This is a genomic window from Gemella taiwanensis (genome assembly GCF_054054385.1).
Map to the genome: position 1 here is coordinate 175,422 of NZ_JBSMTL010000001.1, position 25,252 is coordinate 200,673.

General features: G+C 30.3%; 24 protein-coding genes and 1 other annotated feature. Of the genes, 20 read left to right on the forward strand and 4 right to left on the reverse strand.

What is annotated here, in order from left to right; translation table 11 throughout:
- Window positions 1-23: 23 nt before the first annotated feature.
- Window positions 24-842: a serine hydrolase gene (locus ACWOA3_RS00880; RefSeq protein ID WP_456883794.1), complete on the reverse strand. Its 819-nt coding sequence runs from the start codon at window positions 840-842 to the stop codon at window positions 24-26.
- Window positions 839-1,114, reverse strand: coding sequence for a hypothetical protein (locus tag ACWOA3_RS00885; RefSeq protein WP_456883795.1), 276 nt, complete (start codon window positions 1,112-1,114; stop codon window positions 839-841). Before ACWOA3_RS00885 ends, ACWOA3_RS00880 begins: the two co-directional genes overlap by 4 nt.
- A gap of 362 nt (window positions 1,115-1,476) precedes the next feature.
- Between ACWOA3_RS00885 and ACWOA3_RS00890 the strand changes: the two genes are divergently transcribed.
- The 14 genes from ACWOA3_RS00890 (at window position 1,477) to ACWOA3_RS00955 (ending at window position 16,979) form a co-directional block, all read left to right on the forward strand.
- Complete coding sequence (locus ACWOA3_RS00890; RefSeq protein ID WP_456883796.1) at window positions 1,477-2,079, forward strand: phosphatase PAP2 family protein; 603 nt, start codon at window positions 1,477-1,479, stop codon at window positions 2,077-2,079.
- 11 nt (window positions 2,080-2,090) lie between these two features.
- Window positions 2,091-3,185 (forward strand): MGDG synthase family glycosyltransferase, encoded by a 1,095-nt coding sequence (locus tag ACWOA3_RS00895; RefSeq protein ID WP_456883798.1) that lies wholly within the window; start codon window positions 2,091-2,093, stop codon window positions 3,183-3,185.
- Between the two features lie 156 nt (window positions 3,186-3,341).
- A complete protein-coding gene (locus tag ACWOA3_RS00900) occupies window positions 3,342-4,031 on the forward strand; it encodes a DUF5758 domain-containing protein (RefSeq protein WP_456883800.1) in 690 nt (229 codons plus the stop codon).
- Between the two features lie 24 nt (window positions 4,032-4,055).
- Window positions 4,056-4,853 carry a tRNA pseudouridine(38-40) synthase TruA gene (truA, locus tag ACWOA3_RS00905; RefSeq protein WP_456883801.1) on the forward strand — a complete coding sequence of 266 codons (798 nt, stop codon included), beginning with the start codon at window positions 4,056-4,058 and terminating at the stop codon, window positions 4,851-4,853.
- 247 nt (window positions 4,854-5,100) lie between these two features.
- Window positions 5,101-5,922, forward strand: a complete 822-nt coding sequence (locus ACWOA3_RS00910; protein WP_172497820.1) for an energy-coupling factor transporter ATPase — start codon at window positions 5,101-5,103, stop codon at window positions 5,920-5,922.
- Entirely contained in the window at window positions 5,907-6,794 is an 888-nt protein-coding gene (locus tag ACWOA3_RS00915; protein WP_456883802.1) for an energy-coupling factor transporter ATPase, read from the forward strand. Before ACWOA3_RS00910 ends, ACWOA3_RS00915 begins: the two co-directional genes overlap by 16 nt.
- On the forward strand, window positions 6,787-7,572 hold the full coding sequence (locus ACWOA3_RS00920) for an energy-coupling factor transporter transmembrane component T family protein (protein ID WP_456883803.1): 786 nt from the start codon (window positions 6,787-6,789) through the stop codon (window positions 7,570-7,572). The genes ACWOA3_RS00915 and ACWOA3_RS00920 overlap by 8 nt, the downstream gene beginning before the upstream one ends.
- A gap of 25 nt (window positions 7,573-7,597) precedes the next feature.
- Window positions 7,598-8,629 carry an L-threonylcarbamoyladenylate synthase gene (locus ACWOA3_RS00925; RefSeq protein WP_456883804.1) on the forward strand — a complete coding sequence of 344 codons (1,032 nt, stop codon included), beginning with the start codon at window positions 7,598-7,600 and terminating at the stop codon, window positions 8,627-8,629.
- A 15-nt stretch (window positions 8,630-8,644) separates the two neighbouring features.
- Complete coding sequence (locus ACWOA3_RS00930; protein ID WP_048803463.1) at window positions 8,645-9,607, forward strand: glycosyltransferase family 2 protein; 963 nt, start codon at window positions 8,645-8,647, stop codon at window positions 9,605-9,607.
- A gap of 6 nt (window positions 9,608-9,613) precedes the next feature.
- Window positions 9,614-11,182, forward strand: coding sequence for a hypothetical protein (locus ACWOA3_RS00935; protein WP_456883805.1), 1,569 nt, complete (start codon window positions 9,614-9,616; stop codon window positions 11,180-11,182).
- Window positions 11,163-12,362, forward strand: coding sequence for a leucine-rich repeat domain-containing protein (locus tag ACWOA3_RS00940; protein ID WP_456883806.1), 1,200 nt, complete (start codon window positions 11,163-11,165; stop codon window positions 12,360-12,362). Before ACWOA3_RS00935 ends, ACWOA3_RS00940 begins: the two co-directional genes overlap by 20 nt.
- 339 nt (window positions 12,363-12,701) lie before the next feature.
- The gene (gene thrS / locus ACWOA3_RS00945; protein ID WP_456883807.1) at window positions 12,702-14,645 is read left to right on the forward strand and encodes a threonine--tRNA ligase; all 1,944 of its coding nucleotides are present in this window, start codon (window positions 12,702-12,704) and stop codon (window positions 14,643-14,645) included.
- Window positions 14,646-14,852: 207 nt separating this feature from the next.
- On the forward strand, window positions 14,853-15,437 hold the full coding sequence (locus ACWOA3_RS00950) for a peptidylprolyl isomerase (protein ID WP_314990948.1): 585 nt from the start codon (window positions 14,853-14,855) through the stop codon (window positions 15,435-15,437).
- Window positions 15,438-15,698: 261 nt separating this feature from the next.
- A complete protein-coding gene (locus tag ACWOA3_RS00955; RefSeq protein WP_048803459.1) occupies window positions 15,699-16,979 on the forward strand; it encodes a solute carrier family 23 protein in 1,281 nt (426 codons plus the stop codon).
- Between the two features lie 99 nt (window positions 16,980-17,078).
- On the opposite strand, the gene ACWOA3_RS00960 is transcribed toward ACWOA3_RS00955, so the two are convergent.
- Together ACWOA3_RS00960 and ACWOA3_RS00965 are read right to left on the reverse strand one after the other, a co-directional pair.
- The gene (locus ACWOA3_RS00960; RefSeq protein WP_456883808.1) at window positions 17,079-18,308 is read right to left on the reverse strand and encodes an MFS transporter; all 1,230 of its coding nucleotides are present in this window, start codon (window positions 18,306-18,308) and stop codon (window positions 17,079-17,081) included.
- Between the two features lie 71 nt (window positions 18,309-18,379).
- Window positions 18,380-18,814: an ArsR/SmtB family transcription factor gene (locus tag ACWOA3_RS00965; protein WP_456883809.1), complete on the reverse strand. Its 435-nt coding sequence runs from the start codon at window positions 18,812-18,814 to the stop codon at window positions 18,380-18,382.
- Window positions 18,815-19,020: 206 nt separating this feature from the next.
- Here ACWOA3_RS00965 and ACWOA3_RS00970 point away from each other — a divergent pair, with 206 nt between their 5' ends.
- The 6 genes from ACWOA3_RS00970 to pnp all read left to right on the forward strand — a co-directional run bounded on the left by ACWOA3_RS00970 (window position 19,021) and on the right by pnp (window position 25,247).
- The gene (locus tag ACWOA3_RS00970) at window positions 19,021-19,914 is read left to right on the forward strand and encodes a YidC/Oxa1 family membrane protein insertase (protein WP_456883810.1); all 894 of its coding nucleotides are present in this window, start codon (window positions 19,021-19,023) and stop codon (window positions 19,912-19,914) included.
- Window positions 19,915-20,050: 136 nt separating this feature from the next.
- Window positions 20,051-20,122: a sequence feature (ribosomal protein L21 leader region), on the forward strand.
- A gap of 19 nt (window positions 20,123-20,141) precedes the next feature.
- Entirely contained in the window at window positions 20,142-20,450 is a 309-nt protein-coding gene (gene rplU, locus ACWOA3_RS00975) for a 50S ribosomal protein L21 (protein ID WP_003144981.1), read from the forward strand.
- Between the two features lie 2 nt (window positions 20,451-20,452).
- Window positions 20,453-20,788 (forward strand): ribosomal-processing cysteine protease Prp, encoded by a 336-nt coding sequence (locus ACWOA3_RS00980; RefSeq protein WP_003146517.1) that lies wholly within the window; start codon window positions 20,453-20,455, stop codon window positions 20,786-20,788.
- The gene (gene rpmA / locus ACWOA3_RS00985; RefSeq protein WP_003145565.1) at window positions 20,788-21,069 is read left to right on the forward strand and encodes a 50S ribosomal protein L27; all 282 of its coding nucleotides are present in this window, start codon (window positions 20,788-20,790) and stop codon (window positions 21,067-21,069) included. Before ACWOA3_RS00980 ends, rpmA begins: the two co-directional genes overlap by 1 nt.
- Before the next feature lie 217 nt (window positions 21,070-21,286).
- Entirely contained in the window at window positions 21,287-22,921 is a 1,635-nt protein-coding gene (locus tag ACWOA3_RS00990) for a Na/Pi symporter (RefSeq protein ID WP_442565907.1), read from the forward strand.
- Between the two features lie 238 nt (window positions 22,922-23,159).
- Window positions 23,160-25,247, forward strand: coding sequence for a polyribonucleotide nucleotidyltransferase (gene pnp / locus ACWOA3_RS00995; RefSeq protein ID WP_442565906.1), 2,088 nt, complete (start codon window positions 23,160-23,162; stop codon window positions 25,245-25,247).
- Window positions 25,248-25,252: the final 5 nt, after the last annotated feature.

The window sequence follows — 25,252 nt, forward strand, 5'->3', positions numbered from 1 at the left end:
GATTAGCATTAAATATTATTTGATTACATATTCATATTAACACGGTGCCATTCATTTATAACATATGAAAGTTGTCCAACCTGGTTTAAACCAACAAGATTAATTTCTTGGGTAGCAGGAGTTGTTCCACCTAAACCAGCCGTATATAGAGCAATAATATAAGGAGTTTTTTCATAAACTATTGCATCAACGTTTAGTGCATCATTAACATAACCTGGTTTTTGCTCAATTTTTAGATTTGGTAAATAGCGTTTGTAGTATTCACCTGGGAAAGACTCTCCGATATATTGACGGATATCTTTATATTTCTCTTTATTATCCCATAGATGTTGAAGTACTTGGATATAGTAGTTAGTTGTAGTTTTGTTATCAGTACTGAAAGTTTTTAGTTCTCCTTTAGACTCTCCATATCTATTATACATTTTATATACTTCACTCATACCGCCTAAGCGATCACCAAGAGCATATGCTGGAGTATTTTCTGAATAAACTAATGAATACTGTTGCATTTCTGGAATAGTCATAGCCCCATTAAAAGCTCTAACATATGCATCGTGCTCTCCGATATATTCATACTCTGTTTTAGTTATATCGTAACGTTCGGTCATAGATAAATTATACTTTTCAAAATCATCGACAACTATCATATTAAGTGGAAGTTTATAAGTAGATCCTGCAGTCATCGGCTGAGTTTCATTCATTTCTATTAATTCCCCAGTGTTTAAGTTTTTATATGAGAAAGCTACTTGAGAATTTTTAATTCCATTTGCTTTTAGGTAAGCTTGGACAACTTCAGGTAAAGTCATATTTGCATAATCAAAATCTAAACCTAATGACTTCATAGTTGTAGCATCAGCGTCATTGTAGCTTGTTTTTCTTCTAAAGATTTAACTTTTTTCTCTGGTTCTTTTGCTTCTTCTTTATTATCATTTTGTTCGGCATTGGCTTGTTCGTTTGTATTATCTGTATTATTAGTATGCCAATAAGATGTTATTTTATTTAAATTTACAATATGCTTTTTATTTAAGTAATAAAGAGCAGCTATGGATACTAAAAATATAGAAGATATTAATATTATGATTTTTTTAATTTTCGACATAGGTTCTTTCGACATAAAGCCTCCTATTAATATTTGTTTAGTTAACTTAATAATTATAAATGATAACATGCGAAATTTCAAGTTATATCTAAGGGAGATCAGTGTGGATTTTTAAAAATTAAATGTAGTCAAATTTGATGAAGTTATAGAAAAAGAGTAATAAATTATAGCATAATATTAATGTTAAAATAGTTAACGGAAACATATTAATTTTAAAATTTTGAGGAGGTAGATACTAAGAAATAAAGAAAAATGGAAAGTCGGAACAAATGTTATATAAATCAAGAGAAAGGGGAAATTTTATTTTACTATCTATATGTATTAAATTATGGTATTATTATAGGAATTATAAAGTAAATAATTTTATAGGAGATAAGATGACAAAAAGAAGACAGATAAATTTAGTTATATTTTTTATTGGAATATTTATCTTAATGGCTAGTGGGTATAATAGTTTCTTAAAGCCTCTAGATAACACAATTATCCATTTTATTCAAGGATTAGAGAATCCTATACTTACTAATATATTCTTAAATGTGACTAATATAGCAGATACGAAACAAAGTGCAGTAATAACAGCTATGATAGTTATAATTTTATTCGCAAGAAAGTTTAAAAGAGAGGCTTTATTTTTAACTCTTACAATGGGAACATGCGGGATAGTGATGGCTTTTATTAAAACAATATTTAATCGTCCACGCCCGAATATTCATCGATTAGTAGAGTTGAATAGTTTAAGTTTTCCTAGTGGACATTCAACTTCAGCTACAATATTATATTTATCGTTAGCCTTAATATCCGTAAAATTGATGAAGAAAAATACATATACTCCGATTCTTGTAGCTATAGTTGGAATTTTATTTATAGTAAGCTCTAGAATTTATTTAGGAGTTCACTATCCAACTGATACGATAGCGGGGGTATCTTTAGGAAGTGCAATAGTGCTAATTTACAATCTAATTTATTATAGTAGGACGTAAGGAGAAAGAGTATGAAGAGGATTTTATTGATAACAGGCTCATTTGGGAACGGGCATCTGCAAGTTTCAAAAAATGTTAGAGAAATATTTGATAAGTACTATGGTGACAAAGTGACGGTAATAGAGTCTGATTTATTTTTACAGGCACATCCGAACTTAACGCCTGTTTTGAAAAAGTTGTATCTATATAGCTTTTCGTATTTTAGAGATATCTATGGCTATTTATATTATGCTGGTAGGAATCAAAGTGATATCTCTATCTACAGGTATTTTAGTTATGAGTATTTAAAAAAATTAGTGAAAGAGGTTAAACCAGACATTATTGTATCTACATTTCCGATACCAGTATTATCTTTATTAAAAAATAAAAAGATACCAATAGTAAATATAATAACAGATTATCATTTTCATAAAAGTTGGCTAACCAAAGGAGAGGTTCAATACTACGTTGCGACTGATGATACTGAAAAAGAGCTGTTGAAATTAGGTGTAGAAAAAAACAAGATTAAAAAATTTGGTATACCGATTGCAGAAAAATTTGATGATAATTTTGATACTGATAGTTGGTTAAGAGATAATGGACTAAGTACTACAAAAAATACAGTTTTATTATCTGCAGGAGCTTTCGGGGTATCTACTGATTTTACAATACTTATCGAGCAATTGAAAAAGAAGGGTAACGATATTCAAGTAGTAGTAATTTGTGGTAAGAACATGAAGTTGAAAAAAGAGTTAGAGTATAAATATAGTGGAGATAAAGGTGTTAAGATCTTTGGATATACAGAGAATATGTATGAGTGGATGAAATCTTCTAGTGTACTCATAACAAAGGCTGGAGGAGTAACTATATCTGAAGCATTAGCTAGTAATATTCCATTAATTCTTTTTAATCCAGTACCAGGTCAGGAGATGGAGAATGCTAGATACTTCAAGAAACATAATATGGCCAAAATTGCTAAAAATCAAGAGGAAGTACTGAAATATGTAGAACAATTATTATCGAAAGATAACATTGAAAAAATGAAGTCCAATATGAGGGGGAATTATTTACCCAAGGCTAGTTACAATATATGTGAAGATATAATGAGTTATTTAGACTCAATATAAAATTATATTTTAGATAATTATAAATATTTAGATACCGACTTAAAAGTTAGAAGAGAATCTAATTTTTGAATCGGTATTTTTTTAAAATATTTTATTCAGATAAAATTTATAGAAAGTCACTGTATATGCTATAATATCATATAGAGGTGTTAATATATGAAAAAAATTTCGTATGAGGAATTTAGTGAACGATTAAAACACGGGGAAAAGAATTTTAATGACTTGATTTTTGAAGATATGAATTTAAAAGGGTTTAATTTATCGAGATTAGATTTTTCTTCTTCAAATTTTATCAATGTAGATTTTAGTAATGTAGATTTTACAGATAGTAATCTAGAAAATTGTCTTCTAGATGATTGTAATATGAAAAATGCTCTTTTTGTTAATTCGAATCTAAAAAAAGCATCGATGAGAAGGGTGAATTTACAAAATGCCAATATTAAGGGTGCCAAGTTATATGCAGCTGTTTTAGAAGGTGCAAATTTAAAAAATATTATTTTTGATAATAAAACGGAGTATTTTAAATTATATTGTCCTGAACAAGGAGCGTTTATTGCTTATAAAAAAGGACTTAATAATAGAATTATAAAGCTTTTGATACCAAGTGATTCAAAAAGAGTATCTTCAACTAGAAACTGTTGCAGATGTGATAAGGCTAAGGTATTAGAAATAAAAAATTTTGAAGGTACTATTTTTTATGACGAAGCATGGTCAACTGTTGCTGAGGACTTTTGTTATAAACTTGGAGAGTGGGTTTATGCAGGAAATTTCAATGAAGATCGATGGTATGATTCAACCGGAGGTATTCATTTTTGGATGACAGAAGAAGAGGCAAAAAAATATTAAAAATAAAAGATGTAGGAGATAAAAGTGAGAATAGCTTTACTTTGTAGATATGATGGTAGCAATTACCATGGATTTCAAATACAACCAAATAATAATACAATTCAAGAAGAAATTGAGAAGAGTTTAAAGAAAATTAATAAAAAAGATGTGCGACTTTATATGAGTGGAAGAACGGACAGTGGTGTTCATGCATATGGGCAGGTATTACATTTTGATACTGATTTAAATATTCCAGATGTTGCCTGGGTTAAGGCTTTAAATGCTACTATTCCAAAAGATATTAGAATAGTAGGAGCAACGACAGTTTCAGAGGATTTCCATGTTAGATATAATAGTACACAAAAAACATATTATTATAAATTATATATTGGAAGAGAAGTTGATCCATTTTTATTAAATTATGTAGGTAAACATAGTTTTGATTTTAATTTTGAAAAGGCTCAAGAAGCACTGAAATATTTTATAGGAGAACATGACTTTTCATCATTTTGTTCGAAAAACTCTAGTGTTGAGGATAAGGTTAGGACGATATATAGTTTAACTATGGAAAAAGATCCGATTAACCCTAACATTGTAAACTTTGAAATTACAGGGAATGGTTTTTTATATAATATGGTTAGGATAATTATTGGAACTATACAAAATGTAGCTGCTGGTAAGTATGAAGCGGACTATATAAAAGAAATATTAGATAAAAGAGAACGTCAATTTGCTGGCCCTAAGGCAGATGCTACTGGATTATACCTAAAAGAGGTAGTATATGATGACGATAAAGTAAATGAGTTTATAAAAAATAGTTTACAAAGTTACTGCAATAAATAACAGATAGGAGTGACTTGAAAATCGTGATTTCATAGAAATCGATTTTTCAGAGTTACCCTCGTACAGTTTATTAGATATCTAAAAAGCTTTTATAAAATGAATTTAGATATCAATAAACCGCTGCGTCTATGAATTCTCATATGAACTTTGTTAAAATTTAGGACTTTTGGATTAGCCCCATTTAGATTGAGAAAAATCGGGATATTTGATATAATAAAAAGATATTCTATAGAAATTAGGTAATAAAATGATAAAATTTGAAGATGTTTTTTTTCAGTATTCTAGTTCTAAAAAGACTGCATTATCAAATATAAATTTAGAAATAAAAGAAGGGCATTGGCTAAGTGTCTTAGGAAAAAATGGAAGTGGAAAATCAACGTTAATGAAGTTGATTTACGGTCAGAATCTAGCAACTTCTGGGAAGCTCCTATTTAATAATGAAGAATACAGTAAAGAAATTTATGATGATATAAAAAATAAAATAGCTATAGTATTTCAAAATCCTGACAACCAATTTGTAGGTTCTACTGTAGAAGAAGACATTGCTTTTGGGCTTGAAAATAGGAATATACCACAAGAAGATATGGATAAAATAATAGATGAGGTTTTAGAGATTGTAGATATGAGTGACTACAGAAAATATGAGCCATCATCACTGTCAGGAGGACAAAAACAACGGGTTGCAATAGCATCTTCACTAGCTTTAAAGCCTGAGATACTAATATTGGATGAGGCTACGAGTATGCTTGATCCAAAGGCAAGAAAGTCCATTTTAGGGTATATAAAAAAAATTAATAGAGAAAAAGGAATAACTATAATATCAATTACTCATGATGCAGAAGAGAGTATTTATTCGGATGATATTGTTATATTAGAAGGTGGAGAAATAGTTTATCATGGAGACTATACTACATTATATTCTGATACGACAATATTGGAAAAATATAGTTTAGAAGTTCCTTTTGTAGAAAGAGTAAAAAAAGATCTAAATAATTACCTAAATCAAGATATATTTGAAATAGAAGAAGACGAGGAGAGTGTAGTGAAAAAAATATGCAAATTAGTTTGAAAAATGTAAGCTATACTTATAATTATAAAACCCCTTATGCAAGAGAAGTATTGAAAGATATTAACTTGAACGTAGAAGAAGGAAGTTATACAGTTATAATAGGTAAGACTGGGAGTGGTAAATCTACTCTTATAGAGCATATTAATGGTTTATTATTACCTACACAAGGAGAAGTATTGGTAAATAATGTACTAATTACTAATCCGAAAAGTAAAAAAGAAAAGCGTGAACTGGCTAAAAAATTAAAAGTATTAAGACAAGATGTTGCCGTATTATTCCAATTTTCTGAGCAACAATTATTTGAAACAAGTGTATTAAAAGATATTATCTTTGCACCATTAAACTACGGTATATCAGAAGAAAGAGCTATTTCTAAAGCTAAAGAATTAATAAAGTTAGTCGGACTAGATGAGAGTTACTTGGATAAATCACCATTTGAACTTTCTGGTGGAGAGATGAGGAAAGTTGCTCTATGTGGAGTACTTGCTCTCGAACCGAAAGTATTGATATTAGATGAGCCAACAGTAGCTTTAGATTATAAGAGTCGTGAAGAAATCATGACCATGGTCAAAAAACTTAAAGACGAACTTAATATGACAATAGTTCTTATATCTCATAATATGAACTACGTATTAGAATATGCAGATAAAGTTTTTGTTTTGAAAAATGGAAAAATTAATTTTGAAGGAACAGTAGAGGAACTTTTTGAAGATAAACAGCTTCTTAAAGAAAATTCACTGGAACAACCAGAATTACTAAAATTTTATAATAAGCTGCAAGAAAATAATATTAAGCTAGATGTATTTCCTAGGAAATACGAAGATTTAATAGGCGCTTTAAAAAATAAGATAGGAAGTAGTGTAAATGAATAATTCATTAATAAGTAAATATATTCCATTGAATACAATTATTCATAATCTAGATCCTAGAGCGAAAATATTTTTTGTAATTTTGTACTTAGTAGATGTCTTTATTGCTTATAATGTTCTAGAGTTTTCTATCTTGTTTTTAATGTTGATAATGATAGTGATATTATCGAAAACAAGTCCAGCGTTTTTAATAAATAGTGTGAAAGCAATTAGTATATTGATTATATTCACTTCTTTTATTCATCTTGTTTTTAATAAAAAAGGCGAAGTATTGTTAGAAGTGTTGGGTTGGAAGATTTATAGTGGAGCACTTTTTGGAATATTATTGATAACCGTTAGGTTTATTTTAGTTGTTATGATAATGGTAGTTTTTATGGCTACTACTTCACCAACTGAGATAACGAATGCTATAGAAAAGAGTCTTGGATTCTTACAGAAAGTAGGAATTCCAATTTCAACTTTTGCATTAGTATTATCAATTTCACTAAGATTCATTCCGACTATATTAGAAGAAGCTAATAGGATAATAAATGCACAGGTTTCTCGTGGTTCAGATTTTAATGAGGGAAATCTAGTGCAGAAAGTAAGAAAGTTTATTCCAATATTAATCCCCTTATTTATAGCTACTCTAAAAAGAGCTGATGAACTTGCTACTGCAATGGAAGTAAGAGGGTATTCTACAACTGGTATAAGAAGTAAGTATAAAGTATTGAAATATAATAATCTAGATTATTTAAGTTATATATTAATAATAGTTATTACAATATTAATAATATTGTAGTATGAAATTAAAGAAAGGAGATAGGATGGAAACAGAAATAATTAATATTTCTAAAAGTGAAAATAAAGAAGAAATATATAGTAAGTTAACTACGTATTATAAAGAAGGAAAATTAGTAGCTATTCCAACAGAAACGGTATATGGACTTAGTGCTAATGCTATGGACGATGAAGCGGTAAGTAAAATATATGAAGCTAAAGGGCGTCCTAGTGACAATCCATTAATTGTTCATTTTTATGAAATGAGTCAATTGGATAGCATAGTAAATTATAACGATGAAAATGTAAAAAAACTAATAAATAATTTTTGGCCTGGGCCTATGACGCTAATTTTAAATGCTAAAGATAACAATGGCGTTTCTAAAAAGGTTACTGCAGGATTAAATACATTAGCTGTTAGAATGCCTTCTAATATTACGGCTCGAGAAATATTAAAGGAAACTAAAGTTTTATTAGCAGCACCGAGTGCTAATACAAGTGGTAAACCATCTCCAACAAAATTTGAACATGTTTACCATGATTTGAATGGGAAAATTGATGTAATAATCGAAGATGAGCAATCAGATATAGGTTTGGAAAGTACAGTTATTGATTGTACGAGATATCCACTTGTTATTGCACGTCCTGGAGAAATTACAAAAGAAGATATAGAAGGTGTACTAGGAGAAGGTAGTGTAAAATATAATGAAGAAATATTAACAAAAAATACAACTCCTATAGCACCTGGAATGAAATATAGACATTATTCTCCAGAAGCGGACTTAGTGTTGTTTAATGATTCATTTGAGAAATTAATAAGTATTTTAAAAGAAAGAGATAAAAAAACGGGCTTCATTACATATAAAGAAATGGAATCAGAAGTTGACTTTTTAAATGTTTCTGTAAAATATTTAGCGGATAATGAGAAAAGTGTTGAACAATCTAATAAAAATTTATATAATATTCTAAGGGAGTTTGATGAAGAAGAGGTAGAAGAAATTTTTATACTACCGATTGAAGAGACGAAAGAGAATAAAGCTTTATTAAATAGACTTAATAAAGCGATAAGTAAAAAATAAAATAGGAGATTTGTAATGAAAAAGTTATATGTAGTTATACCTTGTTACAATGAAGAAGAGGTATTAAACGAAACTGCAAAAAGATTAGAAGTTAAAATGAATTCTATGATAGAAGAAGATTTAATTTCAAAAGATAGCCGTGTTGTTTTAGTGAACGATGGTTCAAAAGATAAAACATGGAAGATGATAGAAGAACTTCATAAAAAAAATCCATTATTCAGTGGTATTAACCTAAGTAGAAACAGAGGTCACCAAAATGCTCTATTAGCAGGACTTATGACTGTTAAGGATCACTGTGATGTAAGTATTTCTATGGATGCTGATTTACAAGATGATATTAACGCTATGGATGAAATGATGAAAAAATATCTTGAAGGTGCTGATGTAGTTTACGGTGTTCGTTCAGCAAGAACTACAGATACATTCTTTAAACGTTTCACAGCTGAAGCATTCTATAAAGTAATGGAAAAACTAGGTGCTAATACAGTATTTAACCATGCAGACTATCGTTTAATGAGTAAACGTGCATTAGAAGGATTAGCTCAGTTTAAAGAAGTAAACTTATTCTTACGTGGTATTGTTCCTATGATAGGATATCCAAGTGATATTGTAACATACGAACGTGCGGAAAGATTTGCTGGAGAAAGTAAATATCCATTATCTAAGATGTTAGCATTTGCTTTTGAAGGAATTACTTCTTTATCTGTAAAATTAATTAGATTTATTACTATAGGCGGAGCATTAATGATATTTATCGCTGCGATAGTATTTTTCTACACTTTATATAGTTACTTTGCAGGATTTGCAAGACCAGGGTGGTCGAGCTTAATGATATCGATGTGGTTCATTGGTGGAATGATTATGATTTCATTAGGTATTGTAGGTGAATATGTAGGTAAAATCTACTTAGAAACAAAAGGACGCCCAAGATTCATTGTTGAACAATTCTTAAACGAAGAAAAAAACGAAGAGGAATAATTGGCAATGAATAAGGAAATATTAAATAAATTTTCTAACTTTTTAGTAAAAGTTATAGCTGTGATTTTTATGGTGCTTATGGGGATAAATTCACTACTAGTATTAACAAAAACAGCGATATTTCCGAAAGATTATCAAGAAACTTTATATTATGAAAATGATAGTGCTATACTAAATGTTATATTTCTTATAATATTTAGTATAGTTATCTTAATATTAGCAAGATATTTGAAAAAAATAATAAGTGTTCAAAGACTAGTCTTAGTTGTAATGATTTACACATTTATTATTAGTATATTATTTGCGATATTGAGACGTGATTATGTGCAATTTGATCCATTTAATGTAATAGATCAAGCTAATAATTTCATAAGAGAAAACTACAGTGGTCTTGATAAAGGAAATAACTATTTATATATATATTCACACCAGATTACAACAGTATTTCTTTTCCAAATAATACTGTCATTGTTTGGTAGAGCAACATTTATTTTATATATAATGCAAAGTTTTTCGATCAGTTATATAATCTTTATGTTATATAAAATATCTAATATAATGTTTGAAGATGAAGATACAAACTATTTAGTTGTAATTCTTAGTGGACTATGTTTTCCATTAATATTTTATGTTGCATTTGTTTACGGATTACTACCAGGTATGTTTTTAACACTAGTTGCTTATTATTATTTTATAAAGTATATTAAATATAAAAAGTGGTATATGTTAGTAATAAGTGCTATAAGTATTAATATTGCAATTCTATTTATAGGTAATAACTTAATACATATGCTAGCAATATTTTCAGCAGCTGTAATTTATCTTATTAGAGTTAGAGATAAAAAAGTTATTGCGTTCATAGTAAGTAGCCTATTTTTAATGAGTGCTTCTAAAAGTATGATTTATAATTATTATGAAGTAAAAAGCCAAAAGACAATAGCTGATGGTGTTCCGAAAATTACATGGATAGCGATGGGAATGCAAGAGGGTGATCGTGAAGCTGGTTGGTGGAATAGATTTAACTACGATATTATGCCAGAAGAGGATTATGATGCGAAACGTATAACTGATATTTCTAAAGATTCTATAAAACAAAGAGTAGAGGTATTTAAGAAAAATCCTAGTTATGCCCTAGATTTTTATCAAAGAAAGTATGAAAATCAATTTATAGAGCCAACATTCCAAAGTTTGTTGGTAACAGCACCACAGAGAAACTTTGATAATGAGACTAAGTTGGAAAAAGTGAAAGACTTTTTTATAAAACAAATTTACTTTGATGGAACTCATGATGTAATTTCATTTATTATGAAGGTATTTCAAGTATTTGTGTACATATTTTCTACAATTTTTGCGATAAATATATATATACAGAAGAAAGAAATATTAACGATAATCCCAGTTGCATTCATTGGTGGAACATTATTTCATATGATTTGGGAAGCGAAAAGTAGATATGTATTCCCGTATTTCGTATTTTTAATTCCACTTGCTGCATATGGATTAATAATTGTGCGAAATAAAATAACTGAGTATAGAAAAAATAAAGAGGAAAAAGATGAAAAAGGTAATATATAAAGCTTTTGTCGTAACATTATTGGGACTAGCTGTATCTACTCCAACGATAAAAGCTAATGATGTTTATGTACCCTTTGGAGAAAAGAGATTTACAGAAATTGAAAATAGTCAAAAAATAGATTTCGATGATCTTAATCTTAAAGAAGCGTTACTAGAATATTATAAATTTCATATTAATAAAGACTATAAAGGTGAAGAAGTAACGATAGGAATGATGGAACAATTTACAAGTTTATCATTACCTTGGAAAAATATTTTTTCTCTAAAAGGTTTAGAATATGCTGTTAATTTGAAAAATTTAAATCTATCAAATAACTTTATTGAAGATATTACACCTTTAGAAAAACTAGTAGAATTGGAAGATTTAAATCTAACAAATAATAAAATAAAAGATCCAAAGAGTTTAGCGAAATTAACAAAATTAAGACAGTTAGTGCTTAGAAAAAATCTAATGAATAATTTAGATTTTCTAAATGATTTAAAAGTAGAATCATTAGATGTTTCGATGAACAGTGTTTTGAAAGACTATATTCCGAATAATTTGAAACTTGAAAATTTAAGGAGTTTAAATATTTCTGGTATAGGTTTAGATAATATTTCATTTATAAAAAATGCTACAAAACTTGAGAGTCTTGTTGCTGAAGAAAATGCTATTAAAGATATAACACCATTAACTGAATTAAAGTCGTTAAGGGTAGTGTATTTAGATAGAAATAGTATAAGTGATATCTCAGCACTTAAAAATTTATTAAGTCTAGAAGAGTTACTATTATATAAAAATAATATTGAAAATATAGATGCATTGAAAGATAAAAAATATTTATATCGATTGATGCTGAACGAAAATATAGGTCTAAGAAATATAGATGTGTTAAAAGATGTACCAAATATTTCTAGTGTAGATATATCTGATACAGCGGTGACTGATATTTCAGCATTAAAGGATGCAAAATATCTTTATTATATAGCTTTAAAAAATACTAAAGTAAGTGAAACTGACATAACTACATTCGAAAAAAATAACTTAGAAGTTAAAAAATCTAATAATATAGATAAAAAACTAGAGGTAGTAAAAACAGAAGCTGCGAAATATTTCAGTGTAAAAAATTATATTTTCATGTTGTTAATATTAATTTTTACTTTTAGTGGGATAAGAAGTTATTGGAGAAAAAATAAATAAAATGAAAAAGATAGATGAGTTTCCCCTTGAAATTCATCTATCTTTGTGCTAGAATTACATTAATGAAATAAATCAACGTATACTTAGGACAAGATATATATTTAACTTATTTAAGAGAGGGTATGGTGCTGAAAATACCTATAAGCAATATATGTTACTACCTAGCTAATAGTATTAACATAGTTAGTGAGCTATATTCACAAAGAGGAAGTAAAATTACTTCGAATTTGGGTGGTACCACGAAAAGATTCGTCCCTTCTTTAGTTTCGGCTAGAGAAGGGGCTTTTTTAATTTCTAAGTAAGTTAGACTAAGTATATAAGAAAGAAGGAGACCTTAATATGGCTAAATTAGTTTTTCCAGATGGAAATGTAAGAGAATATGATAATAAAACACCTTTAGAAATTGCAGAAAGTATCAGTGTTAGTCTTAAGAAAAAAGTTATTTCTGCAAAATTAGATGAGGATTACATCGAAGTTAACAAACCAATAACAAAAGATGGTCACTTAAAATTAATTGTTGCAGATGACGAAGATAAAGATAGTTTATACGTATTACGTCACACTTGCGCACACGTATTAGCACAAGCATTAAGAAGATTATACGGTAAAGATGTACACTTCGGAGTTGGTCCAGCTATCGATGGTGGATTCTACTATGACTTTGATGCTGAATATAAAGTTTCAGAAGAAGACTTCAAAGCAATTGAAAAAGAAGTTAAGAAAATTATTAGCGAAAATTATGCAATTGAAGGTCGTGAAGTAAGTAAAGAAGAAGCTTTAGAAATCTTCAAAGAAGATCCATATAAAGTAGAATTAATTAATGATCTTCCAGCTGATGAAGTAATTACAGTTTACACACAAGGTGACTTTACTGACCTTTGTCGAGGAGGACACGTAAGTGCAACTTCAAAAATTAAAGAATTTAAATTATTATCTGTAGCTGGTGCATACTGGAGAGGTAATAGTGATAATAAAATGTTACAACGTATTTACGGAACAGCATACTTCACTAAAGATCATATGGAACAACACTTAGTGAGATTACAAGAAGCACGTGAACGTGACCACAGAAAACTTGGTAAAGAATTAGGAATCTTCACAACAAGTCAAAAAGTTGGTGCTGGATTACCATTATGGTTACCAAATGGTGCTACTATCCGTCGTACTATCGAAAGATATATCGTAGACAAAGAAGTTGAATTAGGATATGATCACGTTTATACTCCAATTATGGGATCTAAAGACCTATATATTACAAGTGGACACTGGGACCATTATCAAGAAGATATGTTCCCACCAATGGAGATGGACCACGAAACAATGGTACTACGTCCAATGAACTGTCCTCACCACATGATGGTTTATAAAAATGAACGTCACTCATACCGTGAACTTCCAATTCGTATCGCTGAACTTGGAATGATGCACCGTTATGAAGCAAGTGGAGCTGTAAGTGGATTACAACGTGTTCGTGGTATGACTCTAAACGATGCTCACATTTTCGTTCGTCCAGACCAACTTAAAGATGAATTCAAACTTACAGTAGGACTTATCGAAGAAGCATACAAAGATTTAGGTATTAAAAACTTCAGCTACCGTCTATCTTACAGAGATCCAGAAAACACTGAAAAATACTTCGACGATGATGCAATGTGGAATAATGCTCAACAAATGTTAAAAGAAACTGCCGATGAATTAGGTTTAGACTATGTTGAAGCTGAAGGAGAAGCAGCATTCTACGGACCAAAACTTGATGTTCAAGTAGAAACAGCAATCGGAAAACAAGAAACATTATCTACAATTCAATTAGACTTCCTATTACCAGAAAGATTCGAACTAGAATACATTGGTGAAGATGGAAAAGCTCACCGTCCAGTAGTTATCCACCGTGGTATTGTATCAACAATGGAAAGAATGGTTGCCTTCTTATTAGAAGAGTACAAAGGAGACTTACCAACATGGTTATCACCAAACCAAGTACGTATCATTCCAGTAAACAATGACTACCACTATGACTATTCTAAAGAAATCATGCAAGAACTTAAAAAAGCTGGTGTTAAAGTAGCTATCGATGATAGAGATGAAAAATTAGGATATAAAATCCGTGAAGCAGCAAGCAAAAAAATTCCATATACTTTAGTAATTGGAGATAAAGAAGTAGAAAACAGAAATGTTAACGTAAGAACATTTGGTTCACACGATCAAAAAGAAGAAAGCTTTGCTGAATTTAAAGAAAATATCTTAAAAGAAATCAACGAAAGATTAATCGAGAAAAACGCATAGTAAAATAAATAGGGAGTGACTCAAAAATCGTGATTTCGTAGAAATCGATTTTGTCGAGTCACCCCGCACAGTTTATTAGATATCTAAAAAGCTTTTATAAAGCGATTTTAGATATCAATAAACCACTGCGTCTATGTATTCTCATATGAATTTCGTAAAATTTTAGAATTTTTGGATAAGCTCATAATCATAATAAGGAGAGATATAATGTTAACTCAATTAACAAAAAATGTAAAAAAAGGTCAAGTTAGAGTAAAAATTAAAACTACTCATGGAGATATGACTTTCAAATTATTTGAAAAAGATATTCCAAAAGCAGTAGAAAACTTTTTAACTCACGCAAGAAATGGATACTATAAAGGTATTATTTTCCACCGTGTAATTAAAGACTTTATGATTCAAGGTGGAGACCCAACTGGAACAGGTATGGGAGGAGAATCAATCTGGGGACGTAGTTTCGAAGATGAATTCTCAATGGATTACTTCCACTTCTATGGTGCGTTAAGTATGGCGAATGCTGGACCAAATACAAATGGAAGTCAGTTCTTTATAGTTCAAAATTCTCACGTAGATGCTAGAACTTTACAAGCACTTGAACAAGGTGGATGGCCAAAGGAGGCTGTTGAAGGTTATGCTAAATTAGGAGGAACTCCTCACTTAGATCACCGTCACACAGTGTTTGGACAACTTATTGCTGGTGCGAAAACTTTAGAAAAAATTGCAGCTGTAAAAACTGGAGCTCAAGATAAACCAGTTGAAGAAGTTGTAATTCTTGATGTAGAAGTTAAATAATTATAAAACGCAAGGTTAATAGATTAATCTTGCGTTTTATAATTTTTTGAAGAAATAATCATTATATAATTTAAGAATTTAAATTTTAGAGGTTGGGATAACTTAAGAAACAAAAGAAAAGTATTATTTAGAATGAAATATTATTAGTTAATTTAAAATTTACTTTAAAATAAATTAAAAAAAATAGAAAAAAACACTTTCAAATTGACTATTCATGTGATATAATTATGAAAGTTTGAATATAAAAAAAGGAGAAAAAGAATGGCAGAAAAAACAAGAGTAAAACCAATTCTTGATGTTCATGAAAAGCCTAACTTAGCTCTATGGGTAACGTTAAGCTTACAACACTTATTCGCAATGTTTGGAGCGACTGTGTTAGTACCAATTTTAACAGGATTACCAGCAAGTACAGCTTTAACAACATCAGGTATTGGAACACTTACGTATTTATTAATAACTAGAGGTAAAATTCCTGCATATTTAGGATCTTCATTTGCCTTTATTAATCCGATTATTGTATTATCAACAACACACAATGTTGAAACAGCAATGCTTGGTGCATTTTTAGCCAGCTTAGTTTATGGAGTTGTAGCAATGTTAATTTACAAATTTGGTGTAAATTGGTTGCTTAAACTTTTACCGCCGGTAGTAGTTGGACCTATTATCATTGTTATTGGACTTGGAATTGCTCCTACAGCGATTAACATGGCGATGTATAAAACAGTAGATGGAGCTAAAGTTTATGATTTGAAATACTTCTTAGTAGCTCTTATCACATTAGCAGCAACAATCTTCTGTTGTGTTGCTTTAAGAGGATTTGCTAAACAAATTCCAGTACTATTAGGAATTGTTTTTGGATATATTGTTGCTGTGATTGCAGGATTAGTTGATTTCCAACCAGTTATTGATGCTCCTTGGTTTAGTTTACCGAAGTTCACAATTCCTTTTGTGACATATACACCACATTGGAATGTAGCAGCATTAGCGATGGTACCTATCGCTATAGTTACTATTAACGAACACATCGGTCACCAAATGGTATTATCTGAAGTTGTAGGAAGAAACTTCCTAAAAGATCCAGGTTTACATCGTTCAATTTTAGCTGATGGAACAGCGATGATGTTCGCATCACTTTTAGGTGGGCCACCAAGTACAACATATGGTGAAAACATTGGGGTTCTTGCTATTACACGTATCTTCTCTGTATTTGTATTAGGAGGAGCAGCGGTATTCGCACTTATCTTAAGTTTTGTAGGTAAGTTCTCAGCTTTAATCTCTACGATTCCATCACCAGTTATGGGTGGTGTATCGATTTTACTATTCGGTATAATCGCTTCAAGTGGACTTAGAATGTTAGTAGATGAAAAAGTAGACTTAAGTATCAACAGAAACTTAGTAATTTCATCAGTAATTATCGTTTTAGGTGTAGGAGGAGCAATGCTTAAATTCGAAAGCATTAATTTCGAACTTCCAGCAATGGCACTTGCGGCTATCAGCGGTGTGCTATTAAATGCATTTTTACCAAAAGAAGATAAAAAATAGTATTTAACAAAATAGCTAGTAACTTTTAAAACAAGTTACTAGCTATTTTTTGTTTTGAAACATAGTCTAATAAATAATAGGACTTCGGTATAGATGGGATTATAGAATATTATCTTTCTCTGTTAAATTAGAAAAACTAGGTAATTTCCTAATATTATTATTGAATAACCAAAATAGAAATATACTTAAAATTAACAACGAAGTAATAATTATAATAATCTTCGTATTGTATTTTATACTTAAAATTCCAGCCATTAGAGCACCTAGAGGACTAAAAGCTATTGATAAGCCAATCATGGTAGACATAGCAACATCTAATTTATCTTTATTCACTATGCATTGAATCATTGTTTGAGAATATGTATTCAAAATCCCTATAAGAATCCAACCAATTAGAAATAGTAAAAAATTGATTATTTTATTTGTGATGGAGTTATTGTTAAGAATGCTAAGCGCTCCCCAAGAAACAGCGACACCAAATGCAAATGTAATATATAATGTACCTAGCTTTATGTTTTGTAATATTTTCTTGTTAGAAAGAAAGGCTCCTATTAGGATACCAAGCCCAGAGGCACTAAGTAGAATTCCATAAAAATAGCTAGTTTCTGAATACTCAGGAAGTATCGTTAGTAAAGAGCTGGTAGAAAAATTAATTATTATTATTCCAATTAACAATGGTTTTAATAGAGGGGCATTCCAAATTTTTATACCATTACTTAATTTTGAAAGGTATTTTTCTTGTGTGGTTATAGTTTTTTCATTTTTAGATAAGTCGCTTGACAGAAAAATAAATAATACACTATTAATGAAAAAAGTAAGACTATTTATTATGAAAGCATATATTGTCCCGAAAATCGCAATAATAAATCCGCCTATTGAATTAAAGAGTGCGTCACTACCTTGATAAGCGATAGAAAATAATGAATTTGCTTTAATTAAATCTTCTTGTCTAACTATTTTTGGAAGTAAGGAAAGTTGAATAGGATAAACAATTTGATTGATGAAACTAATACAAACGATAAAAATTATTAGTGTAGTAATATGTAGTTTATCAATGAAGATTAGATAAGTGATAACTAGTAATATTATCGCTTGAATTAACTGTGAAATAATTAAAAATTTCTTTACATCAAATTTACTGATTATCGGTGAGATAAATATTTGTAATATAGCGGTAAATGAGATTAAAAACAAGGTAATACCACTATAAAAAGTAGATTTAGTTAAAGAGTAGATTAAAGTTAAAGTAGCTATTGAATATATGCTATCACCGAAATTAGTGATTAATCTACCAAATAGTAAAATTGAAAAGTTCTTATTTTTGAACATAGTGTCGACATCCTTTATAAAAATTTTGACGATAAAAAATATTTGACAGTCTATATATTATTTAACAGCTCTTAACGAGCTGTAGAAATAATACTAATACCAACACCATCAGTATCTTTTGAGGAGAATTTTTCTTCTAATTTTTTAATTTCATTCCAAAATTCTGTCATATCATCTTTCTTTACATTAAAGTTGACTGAAGTATTGTTAAATAAGTTGTTAAAAATACTAGGTGAAGGTACAAATGCCTGTGCAGTCGGTAGATAATATTTTTGGATTATTCCATTTATTGTATCTGTATCAACTACTTCGATAAAATTATTTTCCTCTAGGATATTAAGGTGATAATGTATTTTAGTTCTATTAATTTTTAATAGTTTAGCAAGTTGTCTTGAGTTCTTTTTTTCTCTTCCAAGAGTTGTAAGAATACTTATTCTTAAAGGGTCAGAAATAACCTTTAGTTTCTCTATATCTGTAATGTACTGTATATCTTTGATAGTAATCATCCCTTTCTTATTTACATTATATATTAAGTACCTTCAACTGTCAATAAATTTTGAACGTTATAAAATTATTTTCTTTATTTTTTTAAAATTAACTGAGGTTTGATTAAACAATAGTTTGACTACTACTTTTATATTTGATATAATTTACTAGGTATAATATTAGTAGAAATACTAAAACTACAAAGAAGAAATAAAATTTAAGGAGAATGAAATTGAAAAAACTATCAGCAATTTTATTAGGTTTGCTTGGTGTAGTTACTCTTTCAGGATGTTCACAAAATGACCGTTCTGGAACTTTTTACGAAGTTTTCGTAAAACCTATGGACTTATCACTAAGTAAAATTCATGAATTCACAGGAAGTTGGGGTTGGTCAATAGTTATTATTACTTTAGTAATCAGACTATTAGTTCTACCTTTCATGTTAAATAACTACAAAGTCCAAAATAAATCAAGAAAAGGACAAGAATTAGCTCGTCCAGAATTAGAAGTAGTTCAGAAGAAACAACAAGCAGCTAAAGAAAAAGAAGCTAGAGCAATTTCTAATGAAGAGAAAATGCAAGCTCGTAGTGAACTTATGGAATTACAAAGAGAACAAATGGCTATCATGAAAAAATATGATGCTATGCCATTAAGTCTTGGTGGATGTTTACCAATGCTTATTCCACTTCCATTCTTGACTGGATTGTTCTATACGTTATCAAATCCGCTATATTCTGCAGGAATTATTGATTCTACATTCCTTGGAGTATTCAGTCTTGGTACTCGTTCATATACATTACCATTAATCGCGTTTGCTGTATATGCTATCCAAACAAAACTACAGATGAGTTTAATGCCGACACCAACTCAACCAGGTCAAGAGCAAATGCAAAGTCAAATGCAAATGATGCAATGGTTATCACCGATAATGATTACAGGGTTCTCATTCATCGTAGCTGGAGCAGTTGCCGTGTATTATATCGTAGGGGGATTATTTATGATATTCCAAACATACTTAGGACACGCACTATATCCACCATATAAACCGGAAAAACAAAAGAAACAAGCTTTTGATCCGGAAAAAGTTACATTAGTTTCTAACAAGAAAAAACGTAAATAATTAAACTTGGTCAGTGAACTTTAGCAATATAGTTTACTGACCTAGTTTTTTTGAAAAAAAAGTAAGAAAAGTTATCAATATAGTTGACGTTAGGGTATATATGTGTTAGAATTGAATTGTTGTGTAGCTCCTAAAATAGCTACTACAACCGCACGTATAAGGTAAATAAGAGAGAAATCCACCTTATATGGCGAGTCTTAGTAAAAAATATTTAAGGAGGTGCAGATATGTACGCAGTAATTAAAACAGGTGGGAAACAACTACGTGTTGAAGAAGGACAAACAATCTTAGTTGAGAAATTAGCAGCTGAAGTTGATTCTACAGTTACTTTTGACGAAGTAGTATTAGTAGGTGGAGAAACAACAAAAGTTGGTGCTCCTTTAGTAGCTGGTGCGACAGTAACAGCTAAAGTAGTTGCTCAAGGTAAAGGTAAAAAAATCACAGTATTTAAATACAAACCTAAAAAGAACAATCACCGTAAATTAGGTCATCGTCAACCTTTCACTAAATTAGTAGTTGAAAAAATTAACGCTTAATCATGATTAAGGTGGAAATCATAAAAGAAGTTGAAGTTATTAAACAAGTAACAGTTGATGGACATGCTGATTATGCAGAACATGGTTCTGATATAGTTTGTGCAGGTGCTTCTGCTGTAGTATTCGGTTTAATTAATGCGGTAGATGCACTAGATGATGATGTTCAATTTGACATTTCAGCTAATGAGGATGTAACTGGACATTTAACATATAGATCGTTAAAATCTACTGATAAAGAACAACTTCTACTAAATGCAATGTTAGTTGCATTAAAAACAATTGAAGAAAATTATTCAGATTATATAACTATTGAAGTAAGAGAGGTGAAATTGACATGATGTTACAATTAAATTTACAATTCTTCGCATCTAAAAAAGGGGTAGGTTCTACTAAAAACGGACGTGACTCTGAATCAAAACGTTTAGGTGCTAAAAGAGCTGACGGTCAGTACGTAACTGCAGGTTCTATCTTATACAGACAACGTGGGACAAAAATTTGGCCAGGAACTAACGTAGGAAAAGGTGGAGATGATACATTATTCTCACTAGTTGACGGAGTTGTACGTTTCGAAAGATACGGACGTAGCCGTAAAAAAGTTTCTGTTTATCCACAAGCTTAATAAGCACGAAAAAGGTATTTACAAATTTGTAGATACCTTTTTTATTTTTGGAAAATATTAATGTGTTATTAACAAATTTTATGTAATTAATGTAAGAATTTGTAATAATATTTTAATATTTCTAGTTTTAGATTTTTGTTGTACTTTTAAAATTTATATGGTAAAATTTATTTGTGTGTTTAAAGATACACGCAACATATACTAGGAGGACAAAAAAGTGTCAGCACTTTGGCAAGAAATTTTATTTTCTTTTTTAGGAGGTCTGGGATTATTCCTATTCAGTATTAAGTACATGGGGGACGGACTTCAATTAATAGCCGGGGAGAAAATGCGATATGTTTTAGATAAATATACATCTAAACCACTTATGGCTGTCTTAGCCGGGATTATTGTTACGATACTTATTCAATCAAGTACAGGAACTATCGTAATTACTATCAGTTTAGTAGGGGCAGGATTATTAAAAACGAAACAAGCAATTGCTATTGTTATGGGTTCTAATATCGGAACTACATTAACATCGTTCATTATCGGGTTTAATATTTCTAAATATGCACTTCCTTTAATTTTCTTAGGAGCAGCGTTTTTATTCTTTACTCGTGCTAAATTAGTAAATAATATAGGTCGTGTAATATTTGGTTTTGGTGGAATTTTTTATGCACTTAAAATGATGGCTACAGCTATGGGACCTATGAAAGATATGTCTTGGTTCCAAAATGTATTAGAGCATATTAATGATAGTGCAGTAGTTGGGGTAGGAGTAGGTACATTCTTAACAGTATTAATTCAATCTTCTGCAGCAACTATAGCTATTTTACAAAACTTATACGCAGATGGAGCTTTAAGTTTAACAGGTGCTCTACCTGTGTTATTCGGGGATAATATCGGAACAGCGATTACGACTGCAGCATTAGCGATGATAGGAAGTAATATTGCAGCAAAACGTGTTGCTGCATCACACGTATTGTTTAACGTTATCGGTACTATAATCTGTTTAATTGCTTTAGTTCCTTACGGAGCATTTATTCAGTATTTAGAAACTACGTTAGGTCTAGAACCTAAGATGACAATTGCATCAGCACATGGTACATTTAACATACTAAATACAATATTACAATTCCCATTTATTAGTTTATTAGTTGTCGTAGTAACGAAACTTATTCCGGGAGAAGATGAACAAATCAAATACAGTACACAATACCTTGACAAATCACTTATTACAAGTGCGCCAGCAGTAGCTTTAGGTCAAGTTCAAAAAGAATTTGTGGAAATGTTAATATTATCTAAGAAAAGTTTACGCAACTCTGTAGAGTACTTCATGAATCGTGAAGAGCAACTACGAGAAAAAGGTGAAACTTACGAAGATGCGATAAATAATTTTGATGAACAAATGACTGATTACCTAACTTTATTATTTAGGGAAAAATTAAGTCCTAAAGAAGGTTTAATTGCCTCAACATTATTAGATGGAACTCGTGACGTTGAAAGAATTGGTGACCACGCTAGAGATATTGTTTTATCAGTTGATTATCAAATTAGAAAAAAATTGAAATTCTCTGATGGTGCAAAAGAAGAAGTACAAGAGATGTTTGATCTTTGTAATGATATAATTTTAAAAACTATTAAATCATTAGAAGAAAACAACATAGCTTTAGCAGGAGCGGCGTTAGCGGCATGTGAAAACATATATGCACTAGAAAAAGCTGCTCGTAAGAGACATACTCAACGTATGAAAGATGGAGATTGTGAAATTCCAGCTGGAGTAGTTTATATGGACTTAATTCAACATTTTACACGTGTTTGTGAGCATACAAGAAACATTCTTGAAAAAGAAATTCAAGGTCATATGTAATCATGTCTAATAAACAAAAAATACTTATAATTCTATTTATTATTATGTTATTAATAGTATTAGTTTTATATAAATTATATCAAATACAATTAGGATAAAAATTATAAACGAAAATGTAGAGAAATCAATGTTATTTCTACTATGTTTTCGTTTTTTTCTTTGTAAATACTAGTATTCGTGATATAATAAGGTAGTCGATTTATATAAAGTTTAAGAAAAATATTGAAAGGAAATAAACATGTTTCAAGATAAAAAAGTTTATACAACGCAATGGGCTGGAAAAACATTAACAGTTGAATTAGGTGAAATGGCTCGCCAAGCTAATGCAGCAGTAGTAGTAAAATATGGAGATACTGTTGTATTAACAACTGCAGTTGCTTCAAAAGAAGCAAAAGATGTAGATTTCTTCCCGCTAACAGTTAACTATGAAGAAAAAATGTACGCAGTAGGGAAAATACCAGGAGGATTCTTACGTAGAGAAGGCCGTCCAGGAACTGAAGCTACTCTAGCTGCTCGTCTTATCGATAGACCGATTAGACCATTATTCGAAGATGGATTCAGAAATGAAGTACAAGTTATTTCAACTGTTTTATCAGTTGAATATGATTGTGATCCGGTAATGGCAGCAATGCTAGGAAGCTCACTATCATTATCAGTATCAAATATTCCATTCAAAGGACCAATTGCTGGTGTTACTGTAGGATATGTTGATGGAGAATACGTAATTAACCCAACAGTTGAACAAATGGAACGTTCTACAGTTGACTTAAAAGTTGCTGGAACAATTGATGCGATTAACATGGTTGAAGCAGGTGCAAAAGAAGTATCTGAAGAAATTATGTTAAATGCAATTATGTTTGGACACGAAGAAATTAAACGTCTAATTGCATTCCAACAACAAATTGTTGATGAAATTGGTCGAGAAAAAATGGCTGTAGAGTTAAAAGTTATTGATGAAACAGTCTATAACGAAGTTCTTTCAATGGCATTATCTCAAATGAAAGAAGCTATTGCTATTAAAGATAAACAAGAACGAGATGAAGCTATTTCAGCTGTTAAAGAAAAAGTTCTTGAAGTATTTGAAGAAAAAGCAACTGATAAAGATGAACTTGATATTGTAAAAGAAGCAAAATTATCACTAGATAAAATTGTAAAAGATGAAGTTCGTCGTGAAATCACTGAAGATAAAATCAGACCAGATGGACGTGCTTTAACAGAAATTAGACCATTGGCTTCAAGAGTTGATATATTACCAAGAACACATGGATCTGCATTATTCACTCGTGGACAAACTCAGTCTTTAGGTGTTGTAACATTAGGTAACTTATCAGATGAGCAAATCATTGATGATTTAACTCAAGAAGAAAACAAAAGATTTATGTTACACTATAATTTCCCAGCATTCTCAGTTGGTGAAGTTGGATTTAGTCGTGCGCCAGGACGTCGTGAAATTGGTCACGGTGCATTAGGTGAGCGTGCATTAGCACAAGTAATCCCATCTAAAGAAGATTTCCCATATACAATCCGTATTGTATCAGAAATTTTAGAATCTAATGGATCAAGTTCACAAGCTACAATTTGTTCTGGATCAATGGCTCTTATGGCAGCAGGAGTTCCGATTAAAGCTCAAGTAGCTGGTATTGCGATGGGATTAGTTAAAAAAGATGAACACTATACTATTTTAACTGATATTCAAGGTATGGAAGATCACCTTGGGGATATGGACTTCAAAGTTGCAGGTACATCTGAAGGTATTACAGCACTTCAAATGGATATTAAAATCGATGGTCTAAGTGAACAAATCTTAAAAGAATCATTAGAACAAGCACGTGTTGGTAGATTACAAATTTTAGAGCACATGAACAGTATTATCTCTGAACCTCGTCAAGAAGTTTCTACATTTGCACCGAAAATTAAAATCATTAAAATTAAACCTGAAAAAATTAAAGATGTTATTGGTTCAGGTGGTAAAGTTATCAATGAAATCATTGAAAAAACTGGTGTTAAAATTGATATCGAACAAAATGGAGATGTATTTATCTCTTCACCTGAAATCGAAGGAATTAATAAAGCTATCGAAATTATCGAAAACATCACACGTGAAGCAGAAGTTGGTGAAATCTATCTTGCTGAAGTTAAACGTATTGAAAAATTCGGTGCATTCGTTGAATTATTCCCAGGAGTAGATGCGTTAGTACATATTTCTAAATTAGCTGAAGAAAGAGTAAATAAAGTTGAAGATGTTGTAAAAGTTGGAGACACTCTTAAAGTTAAAGTAATTAAAATTGATGAGAAAGGTCGCGTAGACGCAGCAGCTCATTTCTAGGAGAA